The sequence below is a fragment of the uncultured Bradyrhizobium sp. genome, assembly GCF_936928535.1.
In the GTDB taxonomy this organism is placed as follows: Bacteria; Pseudomonadota; Alphaproteobacteria; order Rhizobiales; family Xanthobacteraceae; genus Bradyrhizobium.
The window spans coordinates 1-20214 of sequence record NZ_CAKZHY010000099.1; the positions used below are offsets into that span (position 1 = coordinate 1).

Genomic DNA, 20214 nt, shown 5'->3' on the forward strand with positions numbered 1-20214 from the left:
CGCCGACGGCGCGTAGCGCCAGCAGCGTCACGGTCTGGACGGCGTCGCGCATCTTGACGGGATCCTCGAGATTGTCGGGCGCGAGCGGGCCGACCAGGGCCTCATGCAGCGCCCCGAGCAGCGCGGTCGCGGCGAGCGCCGTGTCCTGCGCCGGCAGATGGCCGGCGCGCACCGCAGCGTCGATCCGCGCGGCGATCTCGCCCGCGATCTCGCGGCGGCTGGCCAGCCGTGAGGCGCTGACATCGACATCGACAGGCTCGGCCAGGATGCCCCAGGCGAGGCGCCGCTGCGACAGCGTATGGACCGCCACGGTGGTCACGGCTGCCGCCAGCGCCGAGGACGGCCCCGGCGCGGCATCGGCGGCCCGCCTGATCGCCGCGAGCTCGTCGCGGGAGACTTCGGAAATCAGTTCAGAGATCAGCTCGGCCTTGGAGGGGAAGTAGCGGTAGACGGTGCCGGCCGCCACATTCGCCCTGACGGCAACCGGCGCGATCTGAACCGCGGCCATGCCGCCTTCGGCTGCGGCTTCCCTTGCCGCCGCCAGGATGGCGCTGCGCCGAGCCGCAAGGCGCTTCACCACTTGATGCGTCCGCCGATAAACCATGGCGCGCTTCCTGTCCCACCACGCCTGCCGCACGCCGCGGCCGAACGCTTCGTCACCGATTGCACTGCAAATCGCCCCGCAAGGACTGAACAACTATTCAGGGAGGATGACAAGAAGCAAATGTGTTGTGCATCACACGCGCAACGCTGCACTGCAAACCACTCAAATTGTAGGGAATCGGTTGGCAAACGGCTGACCACACTTCTTACCGCGGTCTTAAAGCGCCTCGGTGAGTGTGGCTGCGATCCAACCCGGTGCAGCATGGTCGACACGGACGCCAAAACCGCCTGGCAGCTTTTCCATTTGAATTGGCTTCCCATCGCGATCATGGGCAGCCTGCTCGCGCTTGGCCTGTCCGCCACCGGCCTCCGGCTCGAGCCGGTCGCCTACGGCATCACGCTCGCGGTCGCCGCATGCTTTGTCGCCATCGCCTATCGCCACCGCTTCGCCAAGGGCGATCGCGCCGATCCGAAACTGATCTTCTCGCTCGGCACGATCGGTCAGGTCATCATCACCTGCGCCATCGTCGGGCCGCTCAGCTACGTCGCCGGCAAGATGGGTTTACCGCTGCAGGATCAGGCGCTGCTCGCGGTCGATCGCGCGTTCGGATTGGATCCCGAGCCGATCGCGCGCTTCGTCAACGACCATCCCTGGCTCGCCGACCTGCTGTCACGCAGCTACGGCCTGATCAAATGGCCGCTGCTCTTCATCCCCATCGCGCTGACGCTGTCCGCGCGTTACGTGCGGCTGCAATTGTTCATGCTGGCGATGAGTCTCGCGCTCGCGATCACCATCGCGATCTCGGCACTGGTGCCGGCGATCGGCACCTATTACGGACTGCAATTGGCCGCGGCCCACTTCCCCGACATCAACACTGCTGTTTACGCCGGACAGCTGCGCGACATCCTGTCCCTACGGGACGGCAGCCTGCACGAGCTGCGATTGTTCAAGCTCTCCGGCATCGTCTCGTTCCCGAGCTTCCACGCCGCATCCGCCGTGCTCTACATGTGGGCGCTGTGGCCGGTGCGCCGCATCGGCGGCATCGCGGCGGCCCTCAACCTCATGATGATCGCGGCAGCGCCTGTCATCGGCGCACACTACATCATCGACGTCGCCGGCGGCATTGCGTTGGCGGCAGGCTCGATCTGGGCGGCGAAGGCGTACCTGGCGTGGATGAGCAGCGCGGCGCAGGTCTCCGCAGCGCCGGCGACGTGGCAGCCGAGCCTCGCGGAATAGCAACCGCTATCAATCACATTTACAGCTCCCGTAGGATGGGCAAAGGCGCGTAGCGCCGTGCCTACGATGTATCCGCGTCGATGATATATGCGGCGAGCACTCTGTCGCCTCCTCGTCATTGCGAGCGCAGCGAAGCAATCCAGAATCCCTTCGCGGATGCAGCCTGGATTGCTTCGCTGCGCTCGCAATGACGGTGGGGAGGCGCTGTCGACCACCCAAAACAAAAAGAGCCCCGTCCGAGGACGGGGCTCTTAAAACTCTTGCTACGTCTCAGCTTACTTGAGGCTGGACGAGATCGAGCCGAACTTGGTGTTCAGCGTCGAACCGAGGTTGTTGACGACGGTGATGATCGCCAGCGCGATGCCGGCGGCGATCAGGCCGTATTCGATGGCGGTGGCGCCGGATTCGTCCTTCACGAAACGCGAAACGAGGTTCTTCATAGACTGCTCCAAAGGATACACGTGGCTTCAACTGGTCTGGTCTTTTCGGCTTCCCAGCGCCGCCCGACCATGGAACCGACCGTAAGGGCAAAGACTTGCGCCGCAGTTAATTCGACTGCGTAAACAATGAACGGCTTAGATGTATTCGCCGATGGTAAACCGAAATTAAAAACAATCAGTTAAATTGCGCAGACATAAAGCCGCGCCAAAGGCGTGTATTCCGCCGATTTACTGGAAGTTATGACCGCCGTGGTCCAATGCCGCCCGCTCGGCCAACACGACCCAAGAACAAGACGAGGCGGCATGTCGCTTTCCTTTACCAACAGCATCACCATGCAGAGCCGCGCGCGCGCGCTGGTGCCGCTGTGTGTCGGCGCGGGCGCCTTTCTCTTCTTCCTCACTGTCGGCGACACGCTGCTTCAGGACTCCGACTCGTTCTGGCAGATCAAGATCGGACAATGGATCCTCGACCACCGCGCCCTGCCCTATACTGACTTCTATTCCTTCACGCGCTCAGGCCAGCCCTGGATCTCGACGTCCTGGCTGTCGCAAATCCTGTACGCCATCACCTATGCGCAATGGGACTGGGCCGGACCGGTGGTCCTGACCGCGCTTGCGATCGCGGCTTCCGTCGCGATCTTCGTTTATCTGCTCGAAGCCCATCTCGAAATCCCGCGCTCGGTGCTGTTCGCGATGCTGGCCGTGCTGCTGTCGCTGCACCACATCCTGGCGCGGCCGCATATCCTGGCGCTGCCAGTGATGATCGCGTGGGTCGGCGTGCTGATGAACGCGGCCGACCGCAAGGTCACGCCGTCCTGGGTCTGGCTGCCGCTGATGTCGCTGTGGGCGAATTTGCATGGCGGCTTCGTGCTCGGCCTCGCGCTGATCGGCCCGATGGCATTGGAGGCGATCTGGACGCTCGACCAGGCCAAGCAGATCCGCCTGCTTTCGCGCTGGTTCGTGTTTGGTGTCGCTGCGATGCTGGCTGCCTGTGTCACGCCCTATGGCTGGCGCACGTTGCTGGGCGCGACAAATATCCTCAATCTGGGCGAGCTGCTGTCGGTCATCTCGGAATGGATGCCGGCGAATTTCGCCTCGTTCTCCGCGTTCGAAGGCGCGATCCTCGGCTTGATCGCGATCGGCATGTTTCGCGGCCTCACGCTATCGCCGCCGCGCATCCTGCTGGTCCTGCTGCTCACCTGGATGGGACTGACCCATGTGAGGAGCATCGAGGCGTTTGCCTTTCTGGTGCCGCTGGTGCTGGCCAAGCCGCTCGGCGAGACATCGCCGCTGCCACATCTCACGCGGGGCACCGAGAGCCCGGCGGCGCGCTATGTCACGGTGATGGGCGCGCTGATGATCGCGGCCGCGGCCTGGACCTCGACCTCGATCTACATGTCGCATCACCGCTTCACCTTCACGATGGACCAGACGCCGGTCGCCGCCGTCGATCTGCTGCAGCAGCGCAAGGCGCAGCGCATCTTCAACGCCTACCAGTTCGGCGGCTACCTGATCTCGCGCGACATTCCTGTTTTCGTCGACGGCCGCGCCGAGCTCTATGGCGAGAAGTTCGTGATGGACTTCTTCAAGGCGATCGAGGTCAAGAAGCTCGATAACCTGACGCGGTTGCTGGAGGAGTACAAGATCGACGCCACGCTGCTGGTCGCCGACAGCCCCGCCGCCCAGGTGCTCGATCACATCAAGGGCTGGAAGCGGCTCTATGCCGACAACATCGCCGTGATCCATGTGCGGGATGGCGAACCGGGCGCTGACACGCCGGCCAAGCCATGACTATCAAGCCATGATCCTAAAGCCATGACCATCGCCGCCAGCCTTCCGGTCGCGCGCGCCCAGCGCAATCTGGCGCCGCTCTGCGTCGCGGCCGCGAGTTTCCTGCTGCTGCTGGTGAACGGCGACAGTCTGCTGCACGATCCTGACACCCTCTGGCAGATCAAGGTCGGCCAGTGGATCCTCGATCATCGCAGCGTGCCGTGGACCGACCTCTATTCATTGACGCGCCAGGGCGAGGCCTGGCTCTCGACCTCCTGGCTGTCGCAGGTCCTGTTCGCGACGACCTATTCGCATTGGGGATGGGCCGGGCCCGTCATCCTGACCGCCGCCGCCATCGCGCTGGCGATGGCGCTGCTATTGTCCTTCCTGCAGCGGCATCTCGATCTTCCCTACGCGCTCGTGTTCTGCCTGCTGGCGATGACGCTGGCCGCGCCGCATCTGCTGGCGCGCCCGCACGTCCTTGCACTGCCGGTCATGGTCGCCTGGAGCGGCGCGCTGATGGCCGCAGCCGATCGCGGCCGCGCGCCCTCCTTCATGCTGCTGCCGCTGATGGTGCTGTGGGCCAATCTTCACGGCGGCTTCGTGTTCGGCCTCGCGCTGATCGGCGCGATCGGCTTGGAAGCGCTTTGGTGTGCCGCGCCGGCGCGCCGGCCGGCGCTCCTGCTGCACTGGGCCGCCTTCGGCCTTGGGGCGCTGGCCGCGAGCTGCTGCACGCCTTACGGTGTTGATACAATGCTCGGGGCTGCCCGCATCCTCAGCCTCGGCAAATCCTTTTCGGTCATCGCCGAGTGGCGACCGGCCGATTTCAGCGCCTTCAGCCCCTTCGCGGGCGCCCTGCTCGGCCTGCTCGGCCTCGCACTGACCCGCGGCCTGACGCTGTCACCGCCGCGCGTGCTGCTGATCCTCGGGCTGACCTGGATGGCGCTGGCGCATGTCCGCAGCATCGAGAGCTTCGGCGTGCTCGTCCCTCTGTTGCTGGCGCAGCCGCTGAGTGGCTGGTTCAGAGCTTTCCCTGATACACCCCGCGGCTTGCGGATGGCGCCCGGCGCCCCCGCGGCGCTGACTGCTGTGGGAATTGTGCTCGCGACTGCAAGCGCAACGGCGGCCTTCACGGCGCATCACACCTTCGCATTCTCCACCGCGCAGACGCCTGATGCCGCGGTCGATGCCTTGATCGAGCGCAAGGCCACGCGCATCTTCAATTCCTACGGCTTCGGCGGCTACCTCATCGTTCGCGACATCAGGCCGTTCGTCGATGGACGTTCGGAGCTCTACGGCGAAAAATTCCTGATGGATTATTTTGCCGCCGAGGACGGCCGCGACGTGTCCGGCCTGTTGCGCATGCTCGACGAGAACAAGATCGATGCGACGCTGCTGACGGCGGATTCACCGGCAGCGCAGATCCTGGATCATATCAAGGGCTGGAAGCGGGCCTATGCCGACAAGATCGCGGTGATCCACGTGCGGGACGATCGGGACGGCGCGCCGTCAGAGTGAGGACGGCGTATCAAGCGGACTTGTCTCCTGCCGTCTGACGCAGTTCAATGCGGCGGGATCGGGGCGATGCAAGTGGCCAGAAGCAAACCGTGTCATGAAAAATCCGGACGCCATCGCCGTCATCGTATCGACGCTCCGCCAGGTCCATGGTGACGACATCGCGCGGATGATGCTGGTCGAAGGCATGAGCCTGGCCAATCTGATCGATGCGATGTTTTCGGCGCCGCTGGCGCACCGCGATGCCGTGCGGGCGATCACCGACGGGCTCGACGACTTCGTCATCACGCCGGACCTCGGGCTGATATGGCACCTGAAATATGTCTACGGACCCGGCTCCCTCCACGTCGTGGACCTGGAGATCGCCACGCCTGACGGTACGCTGGCGAGCAAGGACGTCTGGCTGCGTCTGGCGTCGTGACAGGGCGGGGCGTCAATACAAGCGCAGCTATTGTAGGGTGGGCAAAGCGGCAGCGTGCCCACGACTTGTTGCGATTGGCGAAAGGTGGTGGGCACAGCGCTTGCGCGCCTTTGCCCACCCTACGAGAGCGGAGTTACTTCCCGCGATCCTTGACGGGGATCACGAGCTTCAGGCCGGACCAGATCTCGTTGACGGCGCAGATCTTGATATCGACGAGGCCGTTCGCGAGCGCGGTCTCGCGCACCAGCGCTTCCGTCACGTCAGTCGCGACGCCGGAGGCCTTCTTCGGCCATGACGCCCAGATCATGCCATCAGGGGCGATCGCCTTGCGGTAGAGGCGCAATTTTGCAGGCGAGGCCTTTGGTCTCGCCTGCGAAGAGATGGACCATGTCGAGCGGCGCCTTGGCGGCCTTTGCGATCGCCACGCCGTCAGGCAGCTCGCCGACGATGTCGCGATAGGGCGTCGCAAGGCCGTCCACAAAAATACAAAAGCCCGGCTTGATGCCGAGCTTTTGCACTACAGCTTTGCCGGAATATCCGGCCATGGGCCGAGGCGTTACGCCTGCGGCTGCGGCTCCAGGCCGGGATCCGGATCGGGCCGTGGGCGCGGCTTGCCGGCCGGGGGCACGGCGGAAGCGCGCGGCGTGGTCGGCTCCAGCACCGACTCGCGGTTCGGCTTCTTGCCCTTGAGCAGGTCGATGATCTCGTCACCGCTGAGCGTTTCGAACTCGAGCAGGCCCTTGGCCAGGGCTTCGAGATCGGCGTGCTTCTCGGTGAGGATGCGGGTCGCTTCCTTGTAGCCTTCCTCGACCAGACGGCGGATTTCCGAGTCGATCTTCTGCACGGTCGCTTCAGAAGCGTTCTGGGTGCGCGAGACCGACATGCCCAGGAACACCTCGTCCTGGTTCTCGCCGTAGGACACGGTGCCGAGCTCTTCCGACAGGCCCCAGCGCGTGACCATCATGCGGGCAAGGCGGGTGGCCTGCTCGATGTCGGAGGCGGCGCCTGATGTCACCTTCTCGCGGCCGAAGATCAGCTCTTCGGCGACGCGGCCGCCCATCATGATGGCGAGGCGCGAGGTCATCTGCTCCAGAGACATCGACAACTTGTCGCGTTCGGGGAGCTGCATGACCATGCCGAGTGCGCGGCCGCGCGGAATGATGGTCGCCTTGTGGATCGGGTCGGTCGCGGGCACGTTGAGGCCGACGATGGCGTGGCCGCCCTCGTGATAGGCCGTCAACAGCTTCTCTTCCTCGGTCATGACGAGCGACTTGCGCTCGGCGCCCATCATCACCTTGTCCTTGGCTTCTTCGAACTCGGCCTGGGTCACCATGCGCTTGTTACGGCGGGCAGCGGTCAGCGCGGCTTCGTTGACGAGGTTCATCAGATCGGCGCCGGAGAAACCGGGCGTGCCGCGCGCGATGGTCTTGAGGTTGATATCCGGCGCCAGCGGAACCTTGCGGACATGCACCTTCAAAATCTGCTCGCGGCCGACGACGTCGGGGTTCGGCACCACGACCTGGCGGTCGAAGCGGCCCGGACGCAGCAGCGCCGGATCGAGCACGTCGGGGCGGTTGGTCGCGGCGATCAGGATCACGCCCTCGTTCGCCTCGAAGCCGTCCATCTCGACCAGCAGCTGGTTCAGCGTCTGCTCGCGCTCGTCATTGCCGCCGCCGAGACCGGCGCCACGGTGACGACCGACCGCGTCGATTTCGTCGATGAAGATGATGCAAGGCGCGTTCTTCTTGGCCTGCTCGAACATGTCGCGGACGCGGGAGGCGCCGACGCCGACGAACATCTCGACGAAGTCCGAACCCGAAATGGTGAAGAACGGCACGTTGGCTTCGCCCGCGACCGCACGCGCGATCAGGGTCTTACCGGTGCCGGGAGGGCCGACCAGCAGCACGCCGCGCGGAATGCGGCCGCCGAGACGCTGGAATTTGCCGGGGTCACGTAGGAATTCGACGATCTCCTGCAGATCCTGCTTGGCCTCGTCGACGCCCGCGACGTCCTCGAAGGTGACGCGGCCGTGCGCTTCGGTCAGCATCTTCGCGCGCGACTTGCCAAAGCCCATCGCCTTGCCGGCGCCGCCCTGCATCTGCCGCGACAGGAAGATCCACACGCCGATCAGCGCGATGAAGGGCAGCCAGGAGACCAGCAGCGAGACGAACCACGGCACGTTGTCGCCGGGCGGCTTGGCAGTGATCTGGACCTTGCTGTCATAGAGACGCTTCACCAGCGTCGGATCGTTCGGCGCATAGGTCTGGAAGCTCGAGCCGTTGGTGAAGGTGCCGTGAATGTCGGGGCCCTGGATCACGACGTCGCGGACATGGCCCTGGTCGACCTCGCTCAGCAGCTGCGAGAAGGCGATGTCCTGCGAGGAGGCCCGCTGACCCGGATTCTGGAAGAGCGTGAACAACGCCAACAGCAGCAAAACAATGATGACCCAGAGGGCGAAATTGCGCAGATTGGCGTTCATCGATCTTCCTTCGTGGTCGCGCGGATCGCGGCCTCATCCTTGGGGCAGTACGAGGAAATCCCCAAGGAATCCTCATCGTTAGACGTATACAATCTAGGTGCCGTCCCGGTCGCTGCCAAGGGAACGAGATGGGACTATTTAGCCCATCTTAGAGCGATTCCCGCTGAAATAATGGCATCAAGTGCGGGGTTTTTCCTGCCTGGTTAAGGTGTCCTGACGGCGCCTCACGGAAACGGCCGGTGTCATGATCCGCCCTCATCCGCCCTCGAACCGCCTTTAGACCGCCGGGCCGGCGCAGGCGCGATGTGGATACGCCCCCCGACAAGGCTGATCAAGGCTCCCGCCAAGGTCTGCTTGAGAAGGGTCTGCTTCAGGATGGCACGGCCATTTGCCGGTGCGCCGGTGGCCATGGCCTGATCGAGCGCGGCCAGCAGGGTCTCGACCTTGCCGAGTTCCGCCGGGCCCTCGTGCCCGAGCGCGTCGATCGCCCGCAGCAGGATCCGCAGCCGGACCTCTTCCGGCAGCATGGCGAAGGCCGTGGCCTCGAAACTGCGAACGCCCGCACGCCGCAGATGGCCGCGATCCCGCAAGCGCAGAAAGCGCTCGGCACCGTCGGTCAGCACCTCGACCGCCGCGTTGGCGCGGGCGAGCCGCGCCGACAGCCGCACCAAGGTTCTGATATCACCGCCTTCGGCAGCAAGCTGCGGCAGCAGCGCGCGAAGCCGCGGCCGCGTGAAGGCCGGGTCGCGGTTGGTGGGATCCTCGACGAAGCCGATCCTGGCCCGTTTCAGGGTCGCGATGAGTTGCGACTTCGGAACATCGAGCAGCGGACGTGCCAGCACGAGGCCGTCGCGGCTGGTGAGGCGCGCCATCGCCGACAGCCCCGCGATGCCACTGCCGCGGAACAGGCGCATCAGCAGCGTCTCGGCCTGGTCATCCCTGGTGTGCGCGGTCAGCACGTGGCTCGCGCCGGCGGTGCGCGCGGCCTGCGCGAGCAGGCGGTAGCGGGCCTCGCGCGCGGCGGCCGGCAATCCCGTCTTTGGCTTGGCGCCGCGCCAGCGCAGGGTCCGGTGTGTCAGTCCAAGTTCTGTCGCGAGCCGCTTGACCTCGCGCGCTTCGCGCGCCGCCTCCTTGCGCAGGCCGTGATCGACGGTGACGACGGTGAGCTCCGGGCCGCGGGCGAGGCTGCGCCGCCAGCGCGCCGCCAGCCACATCAGCGCGACCGAGTCGGGTCCGCCCGAGACGGCGAGCACCAAGGCGGGCGCACCTTTCAGCTCGGCGAAGAGTTGCTTCGCCGCACGTGCGGAGATCGGAGAGATATCGTCGTCTGACATGACGCGGCCCGGCAATCGCCAGCGAATGGCGCGCGCGATTTTAGCGCAACGCCATCCGCCTTGTCAGCGATTGCCGTCGCAGATCAGCACTTCACCCGCTTCTGCTCGCGGTCGACGGCGGCCTTCACACCTGCGGAGGCGCGCGGATATTTGCGGCCGACCTCACCGAAGGCGGCGCAGGCGGCTTCCTTCTCCTTCAGCGCGGCGAGCGACTGGCCGAGCCGCAGAAGCGCGTCCGGCGCCTTGGCCGACTTGTCATATTTGGTGGTGACGGCAAGGAAGGCCTCGGCGGAATCGCGATATTGCTGGCGCTGGAAATAGCTTTCGCCGAGCCAGTATTGCGCGTCCCCAAGCAACGGGTCGTTCGGATATTTCGCCGCAAAATTCTTCATGGTCTGCTCGGCGAGCGCGTAGTCCTTGCGCTGCATGTAGCCGATGCCGAGGTCGAACTCGTCGCGGGGCGTCGCCGAGGGCGGCAGGGTCGCGAGCGCAGGACCGCCGCCTTGCGCGGGGTTGCCCTGCTGCTGGGCCGGCGGATAACCCGGCTGGGCCGGTGCCGCTCCTTGCGGGTATTGTCCGCCATTGTTGGAGAGATCGAGCGGCGCGCCTGCCGGCATCGGCTGCTGGCCGCCGCCGAGCGCGCGCGGCGCACCGGGCGCGTTGGGGCTCTGGCTCGGATCGAACGCATCGCCGCGGCGGCGCGTGCCGGGAGCACCCGGGCCCGGCTGCTCCTGAACGATCGGCGCGGGCGCGGCGGTCTGGGGCTGCTGGTAGTTCGGTTGCTGGTAGTTCGGCTGCTGCACGGCCTGTTGTTGCGGCGGCGGCTGGCGATAGGGCGGTGCGACCTGAGCGGGCGGGACGCCCGCGACATTGGGCTGGACCGGCGCCTGCCCCGGCGTCGCGCCTTGCGCGCCGCCCTCGAGCTGCCGGATGCGATCCTCGAGCTGGCGGTTGCGATATTGCAGCTCTTCGTTCTGGCCGGTGAGCTGGCGCAGCTGGTTCTCCAGCCGCTCGATCCGCATCTCGGGATCATCGTCCGTCTGGGCGAAGGAAGGCGCGCACAAAGAGAGCAGCGCGGCCAATGCCACGATGCCGGTAATTCCCTTGGATCTGGATGACATCTTGCCCTGACGACGAAAACGATATCTGCGACGGAACACTGAAGGCGCCACACATTGAAACGCACTACGCCAAAAATGTGACTGGCACCACAGGGTTTCTGTCACAGTTGGCTGAAACGAAACCGGCGCCCTTGAGGGCGCCGGCATATTCGGTTTCCAAAGATGAACCGTACCTGACTGGACGTCAGGAGCTCGCGTTCAACACGGTCACAGCACGACGGTTCTGCGACCAGCAGGAGATGTCGTTACACACGGCGACCGGGCGCTCCTTGCCGTAGGAGATGGTGCGCATCCGGTTCGGGTCGATGCCGCGCGAGGCGAGGAAGGAGCGCACCGACTGGGCGCGGCGGGCGCCGAGCGCAATGTTGTATTCGCGGGTGCCGCGCTCGTCGGCGTGACCTTCGATGGTGAAGGAGTAGCGCGGATAGGTCTGCAGCCACTGCGCCTGCTTCTCCAGGGTCACGATCGCCTGCGGGGTCAGATCGGTCTGGTCGCTCTCGAAGAACACGCGGTCGCCCACGTTCACCACGAAATCCTGCTGGCTGCCCGGGGTCGCCGCACTCGCATTGGCGTCCAGACCTGCGTTCGTTTTTGCGCAGGCACCCATTGACAGCGCGATGGCAACCACCGCGGCCAGCTTCAATCCCTGGAGGATACGCATAGGATATTTCATTCCGGAGCCTCCACGCTCACGTTCGTCCACTGCTGTCCGGTCTACAGGGGGTTGGTTAAGCGAACGTTCCGTCAACCTTGACGGAACCTTGCCTCAGCCGGTCAAATGCCCCCAACCAGCGAAAAGCACCCATCGTGGTTAATGGGTTGTAAATGTGGCGCGAGGGTGAAAGCAAGCCGCACGAGCTGGCAAAATCAACGAATTCCGGACCTTTACGGGGCTGGGGTGCTCGCCCAAAGGCAGAGCACGGCCGGAACCGCCCGGTCAGGCCAGGCTGGCGGCGGTGGGGCTGAGCGGCGCTTGAACGAGCACCGGCCGGGACAAGGGCTGGGGCTGGCTGTTGCGCTCGAACAGCATCCGCCGTTCGAACGCGCTCGAGCGCATGATGGGAAAGCGTGTCAGCACCTTTTCCCGCAGGTTCTTGAAATCGGACGCCATCAACGACGTCTTCATGGTGTGCCAGCCGGGAAACGCGCGAGGCTCGGCGACGGGTTCATGCAAGAACACGCGCCGGTAAAACGGCTGGTGATCGGGCCGCACCATCGCAAGGCCGGTATCGGCATTGAAATATTCGCAAGCCAGATAGGCCAGCCGCAGGGTGAGATAAGGAAGCTCCGGCAGCCGCCTGGCTTTCTCGGGATCGGCGGCAAGCCGCGCCGGATCGACGAAAACCTCGCCCCGATCGAGGCGCGGGTGGAGATGATCACCGTACAACTCGGTCGAATAGGACATCCTGCATTCGTTCGTCAGGACGTGGATGCGGACCGAGCTGCACAGCTGTCCATCGACGTAGACGCCGAAGATCCAGACATTGGGCGCGTCATCATAGACGTCGCGAACCTGACCCGTCTCGGACGGCAGGATCAACCCGCCATTCAGATACGCCTTGTAGCGCAGACGGTAGATCTCATCTCGATCTTCGGGAGTCTCGATCAGCCGGTAGTCGGTGCGATCGAACAGCGCAGCTCCGCGCATCGGCGAGGGCCTGCGCAGCTCGGCTTGAGACGACATCCGCTACTCCAAACTTCCAATCAACTTCCGCGAGTACGCAAAAGATTAAAGGTTCATTAACACAATTGCAAAGGGTTCGAACTGTTAGGGTTAAGGGTTGCGCCCCCGTAGTATCCCGGGAAACGACTGGAAACATTGAGGAAATGGCGACGGCTTAGGAGCGCGGGAGGCTCAGGCGAGCGATCGCGAGGAGACGACGATCAGTTGCTCCTGCACGCGCTTGCCGTGCGAGGCATTGAGCAATTGCCTGATACGGACGGCAGGAACGGGGCGGCTGAACAGGTAGCCCTGCCCTTCGGACACGGTGCCGTCCGCGCTGATCAGCTCGAGCTGCTCGTTGGTCTCGATGCCCTCGACAACCACGGCCATGCCGAGGTCGGCCGACAGCCGCGCCACGCCGCGCAGAAGCGTCAGCGGGCGGTCGGCATCGATCCCTTCGAGGAATGAGCGATCGATCTTGACCTTCTGCATCGGGAAGTTGTGCAGATAGCTGAGGCTTGAATAGCCGGTGCCGAAATCGTCCAGCGAGATTCGCACGCCGAGCGCGTGCAACTGCGAGAGGATGTCGTGCGTGAGCTGCGTGTTGCGCAGCAGCGAGGATTCGGTGATTTCGATCTCGAGGCGATGCGCCGGCAGGCCCGACACTTCCAGCGCGTAGCGAATCTCGCTCAGCACGTCGCGCTGGTGGAATTGCTGCGGCGAGAAGTTGACGGCGACACTGACGCCCTCCGGCCACTTCATGCATTCCATGCAGGCACGGCGCAGGATCCAGCGGCCGAGATCGACGATCAGGCCCATGTCCTCGGCAACCGGGATGATGTCGACCGGCGAGACGGTGCCACGCACCGGATGATTCCAGCGCAGCAGCGCCTCGCAGGTGGAGATCTTGCCGGACTTCAGATTGACCAGCGGCTGGTAGAACAGCTCGAACTCTTCGTTGGCCAGCGCCTTGCGCAGGTCGAGCTCGAGGATGCGTCGGGCTTCGGCGGTTGCCGCCATCTCGTCGCGGAAGAAGCAGAAGGTGCCGCGGCCATCGGCCTTGGCGCGGTAGAGCGCCATGTCGGCGTTCTTGAGCAGGGTATCGGCGCTGGCGCCCTCCGGCGAGGTCAGCGCGATGCCGACGCTGGCGCCGATCTCGACCAGATGATTGTCGATGCGATAGCGCTCGCTCAGGCGTTCGACGATACGGCGGGCAAGGCTCGCGGCATCCTCGGGCGCGCTGATATTCTGCTGGAATACGACAAACTCGTCCCCGCCGAAGCGGGCGACGAAATCCTCCGGCCGCAGCATCTCGCGCAGGCGGTTGGCCACCGCACAGAGCAGCTGGTCGCCACAGGGATGGCCGAGCGTGTCGTTGACCTGCTTGAACTGGTCGAGGTCGATGAACAGCAGCGCAGACAGCCGCGCATCATGGTGCGCGGCCGCCAGCAGGGATTCGATCTCGTTGCGGAAATGGACGCGATTGGGCAGCGCCGTCAATTCGTCGTAACGGGCCAGATGGGTGATCTTGGCCTCGGCGTTGCGGCGCTCGGTCACATCCTCGAGCAGCACCACCGCGCCGCCGTCGACCATCGGCTGGACCGTCCAGGACAATGACCGGTTTCTCTCCGCGTCGGGATCGACGGTCACGATCTGGTTCGCATGCGCGTTCTCGATCTCGGCGACGATCATCTCGCCGCTCGCGGCCGAGATGGAGCCCGAGCTGACGCACGCGGACAGGATGTCACGCGCGGTCGAGCCGCTCCGGACCAGATCGTCGGGCAGATTCAGCATTTCGCTGAACCGGTGATTCATCACGGCCAGCTGCCGGTCGACGCGGAACATGCACAGGCCGTGCGGCATGTTGTTCAGGGCAGTATCGAACTGACCGGCGAGCGCCGATTCGCGTTCACGGGCGACGACGGCCCGCATGAAGATTTTGTGCAGATTGGCCGAAAGCTGCATGATCGCCAGCAGGAACGCTGCGCTCACGAACGCCATCGCGATGTAATAGGGCGTGCCGCGGATCGCCAGGGCGATCACCGCGGGACCGAACTGAAGCAGCGCCTGCTGATGGAATATCGAAGGCCGTCCGTAAGCCCTGCCCGCGCCTCCCGCCACGATCCCTGTCGTCACGGACAGCGCGATGAGGTGGACGACGGCATCGTCGTTGCTGAGCAAGGCGGTCGAGCACCAGGTGCCGATCGCAGCCGCCTGAATCAATGCTCCGATGCGATAGCGCTGCTGCCACTTGGCGGCTTCCTCGGCGGTGAGATCCGACTTACGAGGATCGAAGCGGCGAAGATCGAACACACGGATCGCGCCCGCAACGACGAGAAACAGCACGCAGCCCCAGAGCAGGCTTTGTCCGGTCTTCAGCGCGGTCATGCCCGCCGCAAAGGAGACGAAGACGATGCCCGCCAGCAACGGGCCGGACGCTTCGAACAGCGAATCGATCAGCGCCGCCGAAAGCTTCGTCGGCTTTTGATCAATCCCGCCGGTCTGGTCTGCGAATTGCATTTTGGTTTGTACGCGCGTCCTGTTTGGCACGTACTTTTACCCACAGCAGGTGAAGCCTTTCTGAGGGAACATCGTTAAAGTCGAGTTGTTTTTCGGCAATAGCGAAACTGTTTCTGCTGAGAAATCAAGCAACTAGGCAATGCTTGCCGGGCACAAGGTGAAGGAAAGCTTGCCGCGTGCGCAGAAAGCGAAAAAATCGGTACCCTTTTTCGAAAAGATCGCGCGTTGCGGAACGTGCGATCTTTTATTGGCCTGCGGTCGCGGAGAGCAGCGGCGACCATGCGGGATCGGATGCGAAGCCCGGCGTCGGCACTTTCAATTCGTTGCGGCCGGAAATGTCGACCGAGAACAGCGATGGACCGGAATTACCGCCTGGATCGCGGAACCACATCAGCACGCGCCCGTTCGGCGAGAAGGTCGGACCTTCATTGTGATAGCCCGAGGTGAGCAGACGCTCGCCGGTGCCGTCAGGCTTCATGACGCCGATCGAGAACTGCCCACCGCCCTGCCGGGTGAAGGCGATGTAGTCGCCGCGCGGCGACCACACCGGGGTCGAATAAGTCGCGTTGTTGTCGTCCTTTGAGAACGAGATGCGCTGCGCCTGGCCGCCGCCCGCCGCCATCACGTAGATCTGCGACCGGCCGCCGCGATCGGACTCGAAGCAGATCCGCGTGCCGTCGGGCGAGTAGGACGGCGAGGTGTCGATCGCCGGCGTGTCTGTGAGGCGCGTGGTCGAGCGCGATCGCAGGTCCATCACGAACAGGTTGGAATTGCCGCCCTGCTGCAGGCTCATGATGACACGCTGGCCGTCCGGCGAGAAGCGCGGCGCGAAGGTCATGCCGGGGAAGTTGCCGACGATCTCACGCTGGCCGGTCTCGATGTTGAAGAGATAGACCTTCGGATCGCCCTGGCCGAACTCCATGTAGGTGATCTCTTGCGAGTTCGGCGAGAAGCGCGGTGTCAGCACGAGGTCGGCGCCACGGGTCAAATAGCGCACATTGGCGCCGTCCTGGTCCATCATGGCGAGCCGCTTGACGCGGCGCTCTTTCGGCCCTGACTCGTCGACGAACACCACGCGGCTGTCGAAATAGCCCTTCTCGCCGGTCATCTGGGTGTAGATCTGGTCCGAGATGATGTGGGCGATGCGGCGCCAATATTCCGGCGAGGTGAAATATTGCTGGCCGGCGAGCTGCTGCCCGGTGACGACGTCCCACAGGCGGAATTCGGCCTTGAGACGGCCGTCCTGCTGCCGCGTCATGCGGCCAGTGACGAGCGCCTGCGCGTTCAGGGTCTTCCAGTTCTGGAAATTGGGCGCGACGTCGATGTTGCTGATGCGCTCGATGAAGGCAGCCTGGTCGATCGGCGCAAACAGGCCCGAGCGGCTCAGATTGTTGGTGATGACCTGCGTGACGCCGTTGCTGACATCGCCGTCGGCGGGCGAGCCCGGCACAAAATTGGTGATTGCGATCGGGATCGGCCGAAATTCGGTGGGGTCGATGCGGATGCGCCCCTGGGCGAAGGCCGGTCCGCTCCCAAGCAGCGCGAGCGTCGACCCGGTCAGGGTCATGAAGCGACGGCGGTTCATCGATCGAACGTCATTCATTGCAAAATTCTTTTGTTCGGATGTCACAACATGTCTTTCAGACCGAAAGTCATCGGAATGAGCTTCCAGCTGTCGTATTGCTGCTTCGGCAGGAACGAATAGACCTGGCACTGCACGATGGCGCGCTTGGCGCTCTCTGCCACCGCCTGCGCGATCGACCGCGACGGTCCGCGCACCGCGACGATGACGGGCTCGGACGCCAGCGATCCGTCGATCCTCATCGGAATATCGATGTCGGCTTCGTACAGGTTAGCGTCCTGCCCGTTATACGTGGGCGTGAAGCAGCGCTTGACCGCGCCTTGGAATGCGCCTTGCCAGGTCGCAACGTTGTTGGCCGCAGCTCCTGATGTCGAGCCCAGCGACGCCGACGCATTCAGCGCCGAGCCCGTGAGCTCGTGCCGGGTCGCAGCGCGCTTGTCGAGGTCGCGGGCGATCTGCGCGGGATCGAAGGTGCGTTCCTTCGGCTTCGGCTGCTGCTGCGGCTGAACCGCTGCGACCTTCTGCTCCACGGGCTTGGGCGGCGGCTTCTTGGTGTCCAGCTTCTTCTGCAGCTCCGCGATCGGATCTTCCTTGGCCGGGTCAGGCTTCTTCTCCTGCGGCTTCGGCTCTTCCTTCGGCTTGGTCTCGGCAACCGGCTTGGGCGGATCGGGCTTCTTCTCGACCGGCTTTTCGACGGGCTTCGGCGGCGGCGTGTCGGGGGTCGAGTTGGTCTTGATCAGCTCTTTCTTCTCGGTGACCTTGCCGACGGCATCTTCCTCGGGCTTGGCCTCGGCGATCTTCTCGACCTTGGGCTTCGGCTCTTCCTTCTTGCCGGTCTTCTGCCCCTGCATCATCTGCGCAAGCTGGTCGCTGGAGATGATGTCGACCGGAAGCGACTCCTCCGGCGAGATGTAAGCCTTGCTGCTAAAGGTGAGCAGGCCCCACCCCAGCACGAGGACGTGGAGGACAATCGACGCAACGAGTGTCTTGTCGACGTTCACCTTCACGGCCTTAAGACCCCTGATCCGCTTCCGTGACGAGCGCCAGCTTCTTGAAACCTGCGCCCGACAGCAGCCCCATCACCTTGGCCACCGTGCCGTAATCCGCTTTCTTGTCGGCGCGGAGATAAATGCGCTCCTCGAGGCCGCCGCGCGCATCCGTGATCGCCTTCAGCTTCGGGATCAGCTCGTTGATTGCGATCTCGGCGTCGGCGATGAACACCTTGCCATTGATGTCGACCGACATCTGGATCGGCTTCTGGTCGCTCTGATCGAGGCTCTTGGCCTGGGTCTGCGGCAGGTCGAGCGGCACGCCCACGGTAAGCAGGGGCGCCGACACCATGAAGATGATGAGCAACACCAGCATCACGTCGACCATCGGCGTGACGTTGATCTCGGCCATGACCGGCTTGCGCCGGCTGCGACGGCCGCCGCCTCCGGACGAACTGGCTACGTTCATGCCCATGGCTTGGTGCCCAATCTCGCCTTCACACTATACATGCCGCCCGTCAGCCCCGCTCGTCGATCTGGCGGGACAGGATGGCTGAAAATTCATCAGCGAAGCCCTCGAGCCGCTGGGCCTGCCGGTTCACCTCGGAGGTGAACTTATTGTAGAAAATAGTGGCAGGAATTGCGGCGATCAGGCCGACCGCGGTCGCAAACAGCGCCTCGGCGATACCGGGCGCCACCACCGCCAGAGAGGTATTTTTCGACGCCGCGATCGACTGGAAGCTCGACATGATGCCCCAAACCGTGCCGAATAGGCCGACAAACGGGCCGGCCGAGCCGACGGTCGCGAGCACCAGCAGGCGCCGTTCCAGCCGCTCGACCTCGCGGGCGATCGAGACGTTCATGACCTTGTCGATGCGCATCTGCAGGCCCGCAACCGAGCGGGCATGGCTCTCGAACGAACGTTTCCACTCGCGCATCGCGGCAACGAAACAGGCCGCCATGGAATGGGTCGGCTTGGCCGAGAGGGTACGATAAAGCTCCTCGATCGACTCGCCGGACCAGAATGCCTGCTCAAACCGGTCCATCGAGCGGCGGGTGCGGGCATAGAGGAAGATCTTGTCGATCGCGATGGCCCAGACCCAGACCGAACAGGACAACAGGCCCAGCATGACGCATTTCACGATCCAGTGAGCCTGCCAGAACAGCGCGATCAGCGACACGTCGGCGGAGGCGGCAACCGGAAGGGCAGACTGAGCCACGTCGGCCGGATTCATCAGAAATATCCTCTCAAAACGACCGTTTTGGCGATCGTTACCTATGTCCCGCCCGCCTATGGCGGCCGGTTCCCAATAGCCGCGCTAGCACCGCGCGGCCGGCAAGCCCGCTCAAAGCCTTGTCTTTCTGGGGTGCAGGGGCTCGTCCAAGCCGCCGCCTGCATTCCCTGCCAAGATGTCAAAACTATGGGCCTCGACGACAGCTCCGGGCGCGATTGTCCGGAAATACCAGAGCCCGGCGATGGTTAATGCCGGGTTACCGGGGCTGAATTTGGCGGCGGGAAACGCAGGCGACGCAGGGGGATGGGGAGCGTGGGCGGGGTCACGGGAACAAGGATCGCTCGTGGCGACAGATTACGCTGCCGGTGCCGGTTCGGGGCAGTTGGTCAGTCGCGCGGGATTGCCGACCGCGGTGCAGCCGCCGGGGATATCCGATGTCACCACCGTGTCGGCGCCGATCTTGGCGAAATCGCCAATGCTGATATCGCCGAGAATGGTCGCGCCGGCGCCGATGAAGACACCGCGGCCGATGCGCGGGGAGCGCGCCGGCATTTCACTGCTGCGGCCGATGCTGACGTTCTGGAGGATGGTGACCTCGTCGCCGATCACGACGGCGGCACCGACCACGATGCCGGTGGCGTGGTCGAGATAGACGGCCGATCCGATTGACGCGGCAGGATGGATGCTGATCTGGAGGACGTTGGACGCCTCGTTCTGAAACAGCAGCGCCGCGTCGCGACGGTCATGACGCCAGAGCCAGTGCGAGACGCGCCAGGCTTGCAGCGCGACATAGCCCTTGAAATGCAGCAGCGGCGGCAGCAGGACGGTGATCGCGGGGTCGCTGCGCGCAATGGCCTGCAGATCACGGCCAGCCACCTCGATCAGGTCCGGCTGCATGCGAAAGGCCTCGCGGGAAAATGCCGTGAAGCGCTCGCACGCGCTGGCGCTACCGCCAAGCCGGCGCCCGATCAGATCGGCGAGAACAGCCGCGAAATCATCATGGGCCAGAATGGCGTCGGTAACGGCCTTGCCAAAGACAGGGTCGGCGGCCGCGGCGCGCTGCGCCTCGTCGCGAATGCTTCGCCAGAGGTCATCGCTCGCCATGATCGCAGCTCGTGCCATCGCCGCCTCCGGTATTTTGGTGCTTCCCTATATAGGTCGCAGGCAAGAGGGCGCCAGCGGCGGCCCGACCGAGCCGAGCATCATGCCGCAGCTCCCCGTGTGGCTACGAGCTTGCATGCCAGATGCCCGCGCCCCTATAGTCCGGCGGATTTTAGGCCGACGCTGTGTTGGCCGGACATTCAG

The 20214-nt window shown here is 64.4% G+C and carries 19 protein-coding genes; 4 read left to right on the forward strand and 15 right to left on the reverse strand.

The window, feature by feature from the left end:
* A partial coding sequence (locus Q0687_RS21080) for a TetR/AcrR family transcriptional regulator (RefSeq protein ID WP_298880741.1) occupies nucleotides 1-604 on the reverse strand: 604 nt, incomplete at its 3' end.
* A gap of 303 nt (nucleotides 605-907) precedes the next feature.
* Here Q0687_RS21080 and Q0687_RS21085 point away from each other — a divergent pair.
* Complete coding sequence (locus Q0687_RS21085; RefSeq protein ID WP_298880743.1) at nucleotides 908-1840, forward strand: phosphatase PAP2 family protein; 933 nt, start codon at nucleotides 908-910, stop codon at nucleotides 1838-1840.
* Between the two features lie 275 nt (nucleotides 1841-2115).
* Here the strand turns inward: Q0687_RS21085 and Q0687_RS21090 are convergent, their stop codons facing one another.
* Nucleotides 2116-2280 carry a Flp family type IVb pilin gene (locus tag Q0687_RS21090; protein WP_128949876.1) on the reverse strand — a complete coding sequence of 55 codons (165 nt, stop codon included), beginning with the start codon at nucleotides 2278-2280 and terminating at the stop codon, nucleotides 2116-2118.
* A gap of 303 nt (nucleotides 2281-2583) precedes the next feature.
* On the opposite strand from Q0687_RS21090, the gene Q0687_RS21095 reads away from it, so the two are divergent.
* The 3 genes from Q0687_RS21095 (at nucleotide 2584) to Q0687_RS21105 (ending at nucleotide 5986) form a co-directional block, all read left to right on the forward strand.
* Nucleotides 2584-4071, forward strand: coding sequence for a hypothetical protein (locus tag Q0687_RS21095; RefSeq protein ID WP_298880754.1), 1488 nt, complete (start codon nucleotides 2584-2586; stop codon nucleotides 4069-4071).
* 24 nt (nucleotides 4072-4095) lie between these two features.
* On the forward strand, nucleotides 4096-5568 hold the full coding sequence (locus Q0687_RS21100) for a hypothetical protein (RefSeq protein WP_298880757.1): 1473 nt from the start codon (nucleotides 4096-4098) through the stop codon (nucleotides 5566-5568).
* Between the two features lie 94 nt (nucleotides 5569-5662).
* Complete coding sequence (locus Q0687_RS21105) at nucleotides 5663-5986, forward strand: hypothetical protein (protein ID WP_298880760.1); 324 nt, start codon at nucleotides 5663-5665, stop codon at nucleotides 5984-5986.
* Between the two features lie 133 nt (nucleotides 5987-6119).
* On the opposite strand, the gene Q0687_RS35845 is transcribed toward Q0687_RS21105, so the two are convergent.
* The 13 genes from Q0687_RS35845 to Q0687_RS21165 all read right to left on the reverse strand — a co-directional run bounded on the left by Q0687_RS35845 (nucleotide 6120) and on the right by Q0687_RS21165 (nucleotide 20031).
* Nucleotides 6120-6293, reverse strand: a complete 174-nt coding sequence (locus Q0687_RS35845; protein ID WP_363323972.1) for a hypothetical protein — start codon at nucleotides 6291-6293, stop codon at nucleotides 6120-6122.
* A 4-nt stretch (nucleotides 6294-6297) separates the two neighbouring features.
* Nucleotides 6298-6531, reverse strand: coding sequence for a hypothetical protein (locus Q0687_RS35850; RefSeq protein ID WP_363323973.1), 234 nt, complete (start codon nucleotides 6529-6531; stop codon nucleotides 6298-6300).
* A gap of 11 nt (nucleotides 6532-6542) precedes the next feature.
* Nucleotides 6543-8465, reverse strand: a complete 1923-nt coding sequence (gene ftsH, locus Q0687_RS21115) for an ATP-dependent zinc metalloprotease FtsH (protein WP_298880763.1) — start codon at nucleotides 8463-8465, stop codon at nucleotides 6543-6545.
* A gap of 242 nt (nucleotides 8466-8707) precedes the next feature.
* Nucleotides 8708-9799 (reverse strand): tRNA lysidine(34) synthetase TilS, encoded by a 1092-nt coding sequence (gene tilS, locus Q0687_RS21120; protein ID WP_298880766.1) that lies wholly within the window; start codon nucleotides 9797-9799, stop codon nucleotides 8708-8710.
* 83 nt (nucleotides 9800-9882) lie between these two features.
* A complete protein-coding gene (gene ybgF, locus Q0687_RS21125) occupies nucleotides 9883-10920 on the reverse strand; it encodes a tol-pal system protein YbgF (protein ID WP_298880767.1) in 1038 nt (345 codons plus the stop codon).
* Between the two features lie 184 nt (nucleotides 10921-11104).
* The gene (pal, locus tag Q0687_RS21130; protein WP_057759160.1) at nucleotides 11105-11593 is read right to left on the reverse strand and encodes a peptidoglycan-associated lipoprotein Pal; all 489 of its coding nucleotides are present in this window, start codon (nucleotides 11591-11593) and stop codon (nucleotides 11105-11107) included.
* 264 nt (nucleotides 11594-11857) lie between these two features.
* A complete protein-coding gene (locus Q0687_RS21135; RefSeq protein ID WP_298880772.1) occupies nucleotides 11858-12604 on the reverse strand; it encodes a hypothetical protein in 747 nt (248 codons plus the stop codon).
* 171 nt (nucleotides 12605-12775) lie between these two features.
* Entirely contained in the window at nucleotides 12776-15103 is a 2328-nt protein-coding gene (locus Q0687_RS21140) for an EAL domain-containing protein (protein WP_298880775.1), read from the reverse strand.
* A gap of 244 nt (nucleotides 15104-15347) precedes the next feature.
* Nucleotides 15348-16688 carry a Tol-Pal system beta propeller repeat protein TolB gene (tolB, locus tag Q0687_RS21145; RefSeq protein WP_298881270.1) on the reverse strand — a complete coding sequence of 447 codons (1341 nt, stop codon included), beginning with the start codon at nucleotides 16686-16688 and terminating at the stop codon, nucleotides 15348-15350.
* A 41-nt stretch (nucleotides 16689-16729) separates the two neighbouring features.
* Nucleotides 16730-17692 (reverse strand): protein TolA, encoded by a 963-nt coding sequence (locus Q0687_RS21150; RefSeq protein WP_298880778.1) that lies wholly within the window; start codon nucleotides 17690-17692, stop codon nucleotides 16730-16732.
* A 4-nt stretch (nucleotides 17693-17696) separates the two neighbouring features.
* Nucleotides 17697-18149: a protein TolR gene (tolR, locus tag Q0687_RS21155; protein WP_092227175.1), complete on the reverse strand. Its 453-nt coding sequence runs from the start codon at nucleotides 18147-18149 to the stop codon at nucleotides 17697-17699.
* A 43-nt stretch (nucleotides 18150-18192) separates the two neighbouring features.
* Nucleotides 18193-18909, reverse strand: coding sequence for a protein TolQ (gene tolQ / locus Q0687_RS21160; RefSeq protein WP_027532430.1), 717 nt, complete (start codon nucleotides 18907-18909; stop codon nucleotides 18193-18195).
* Nucleotides 18910-19263: 354 nt separating this feature from the next.
* Nucleotides 19264-20031, reverse strand: a complete 768-nt coding sequence (locus Q0687_RS21165) for a serine acetyltransferase (RefSeq protein ID WP_298880796.1) — start codon at nucleotides 20029-20031, stop codon at nucleotides 19264-19266.
* Nucleotides 20032-20214 lie beyond the last annotated feature (183 nt).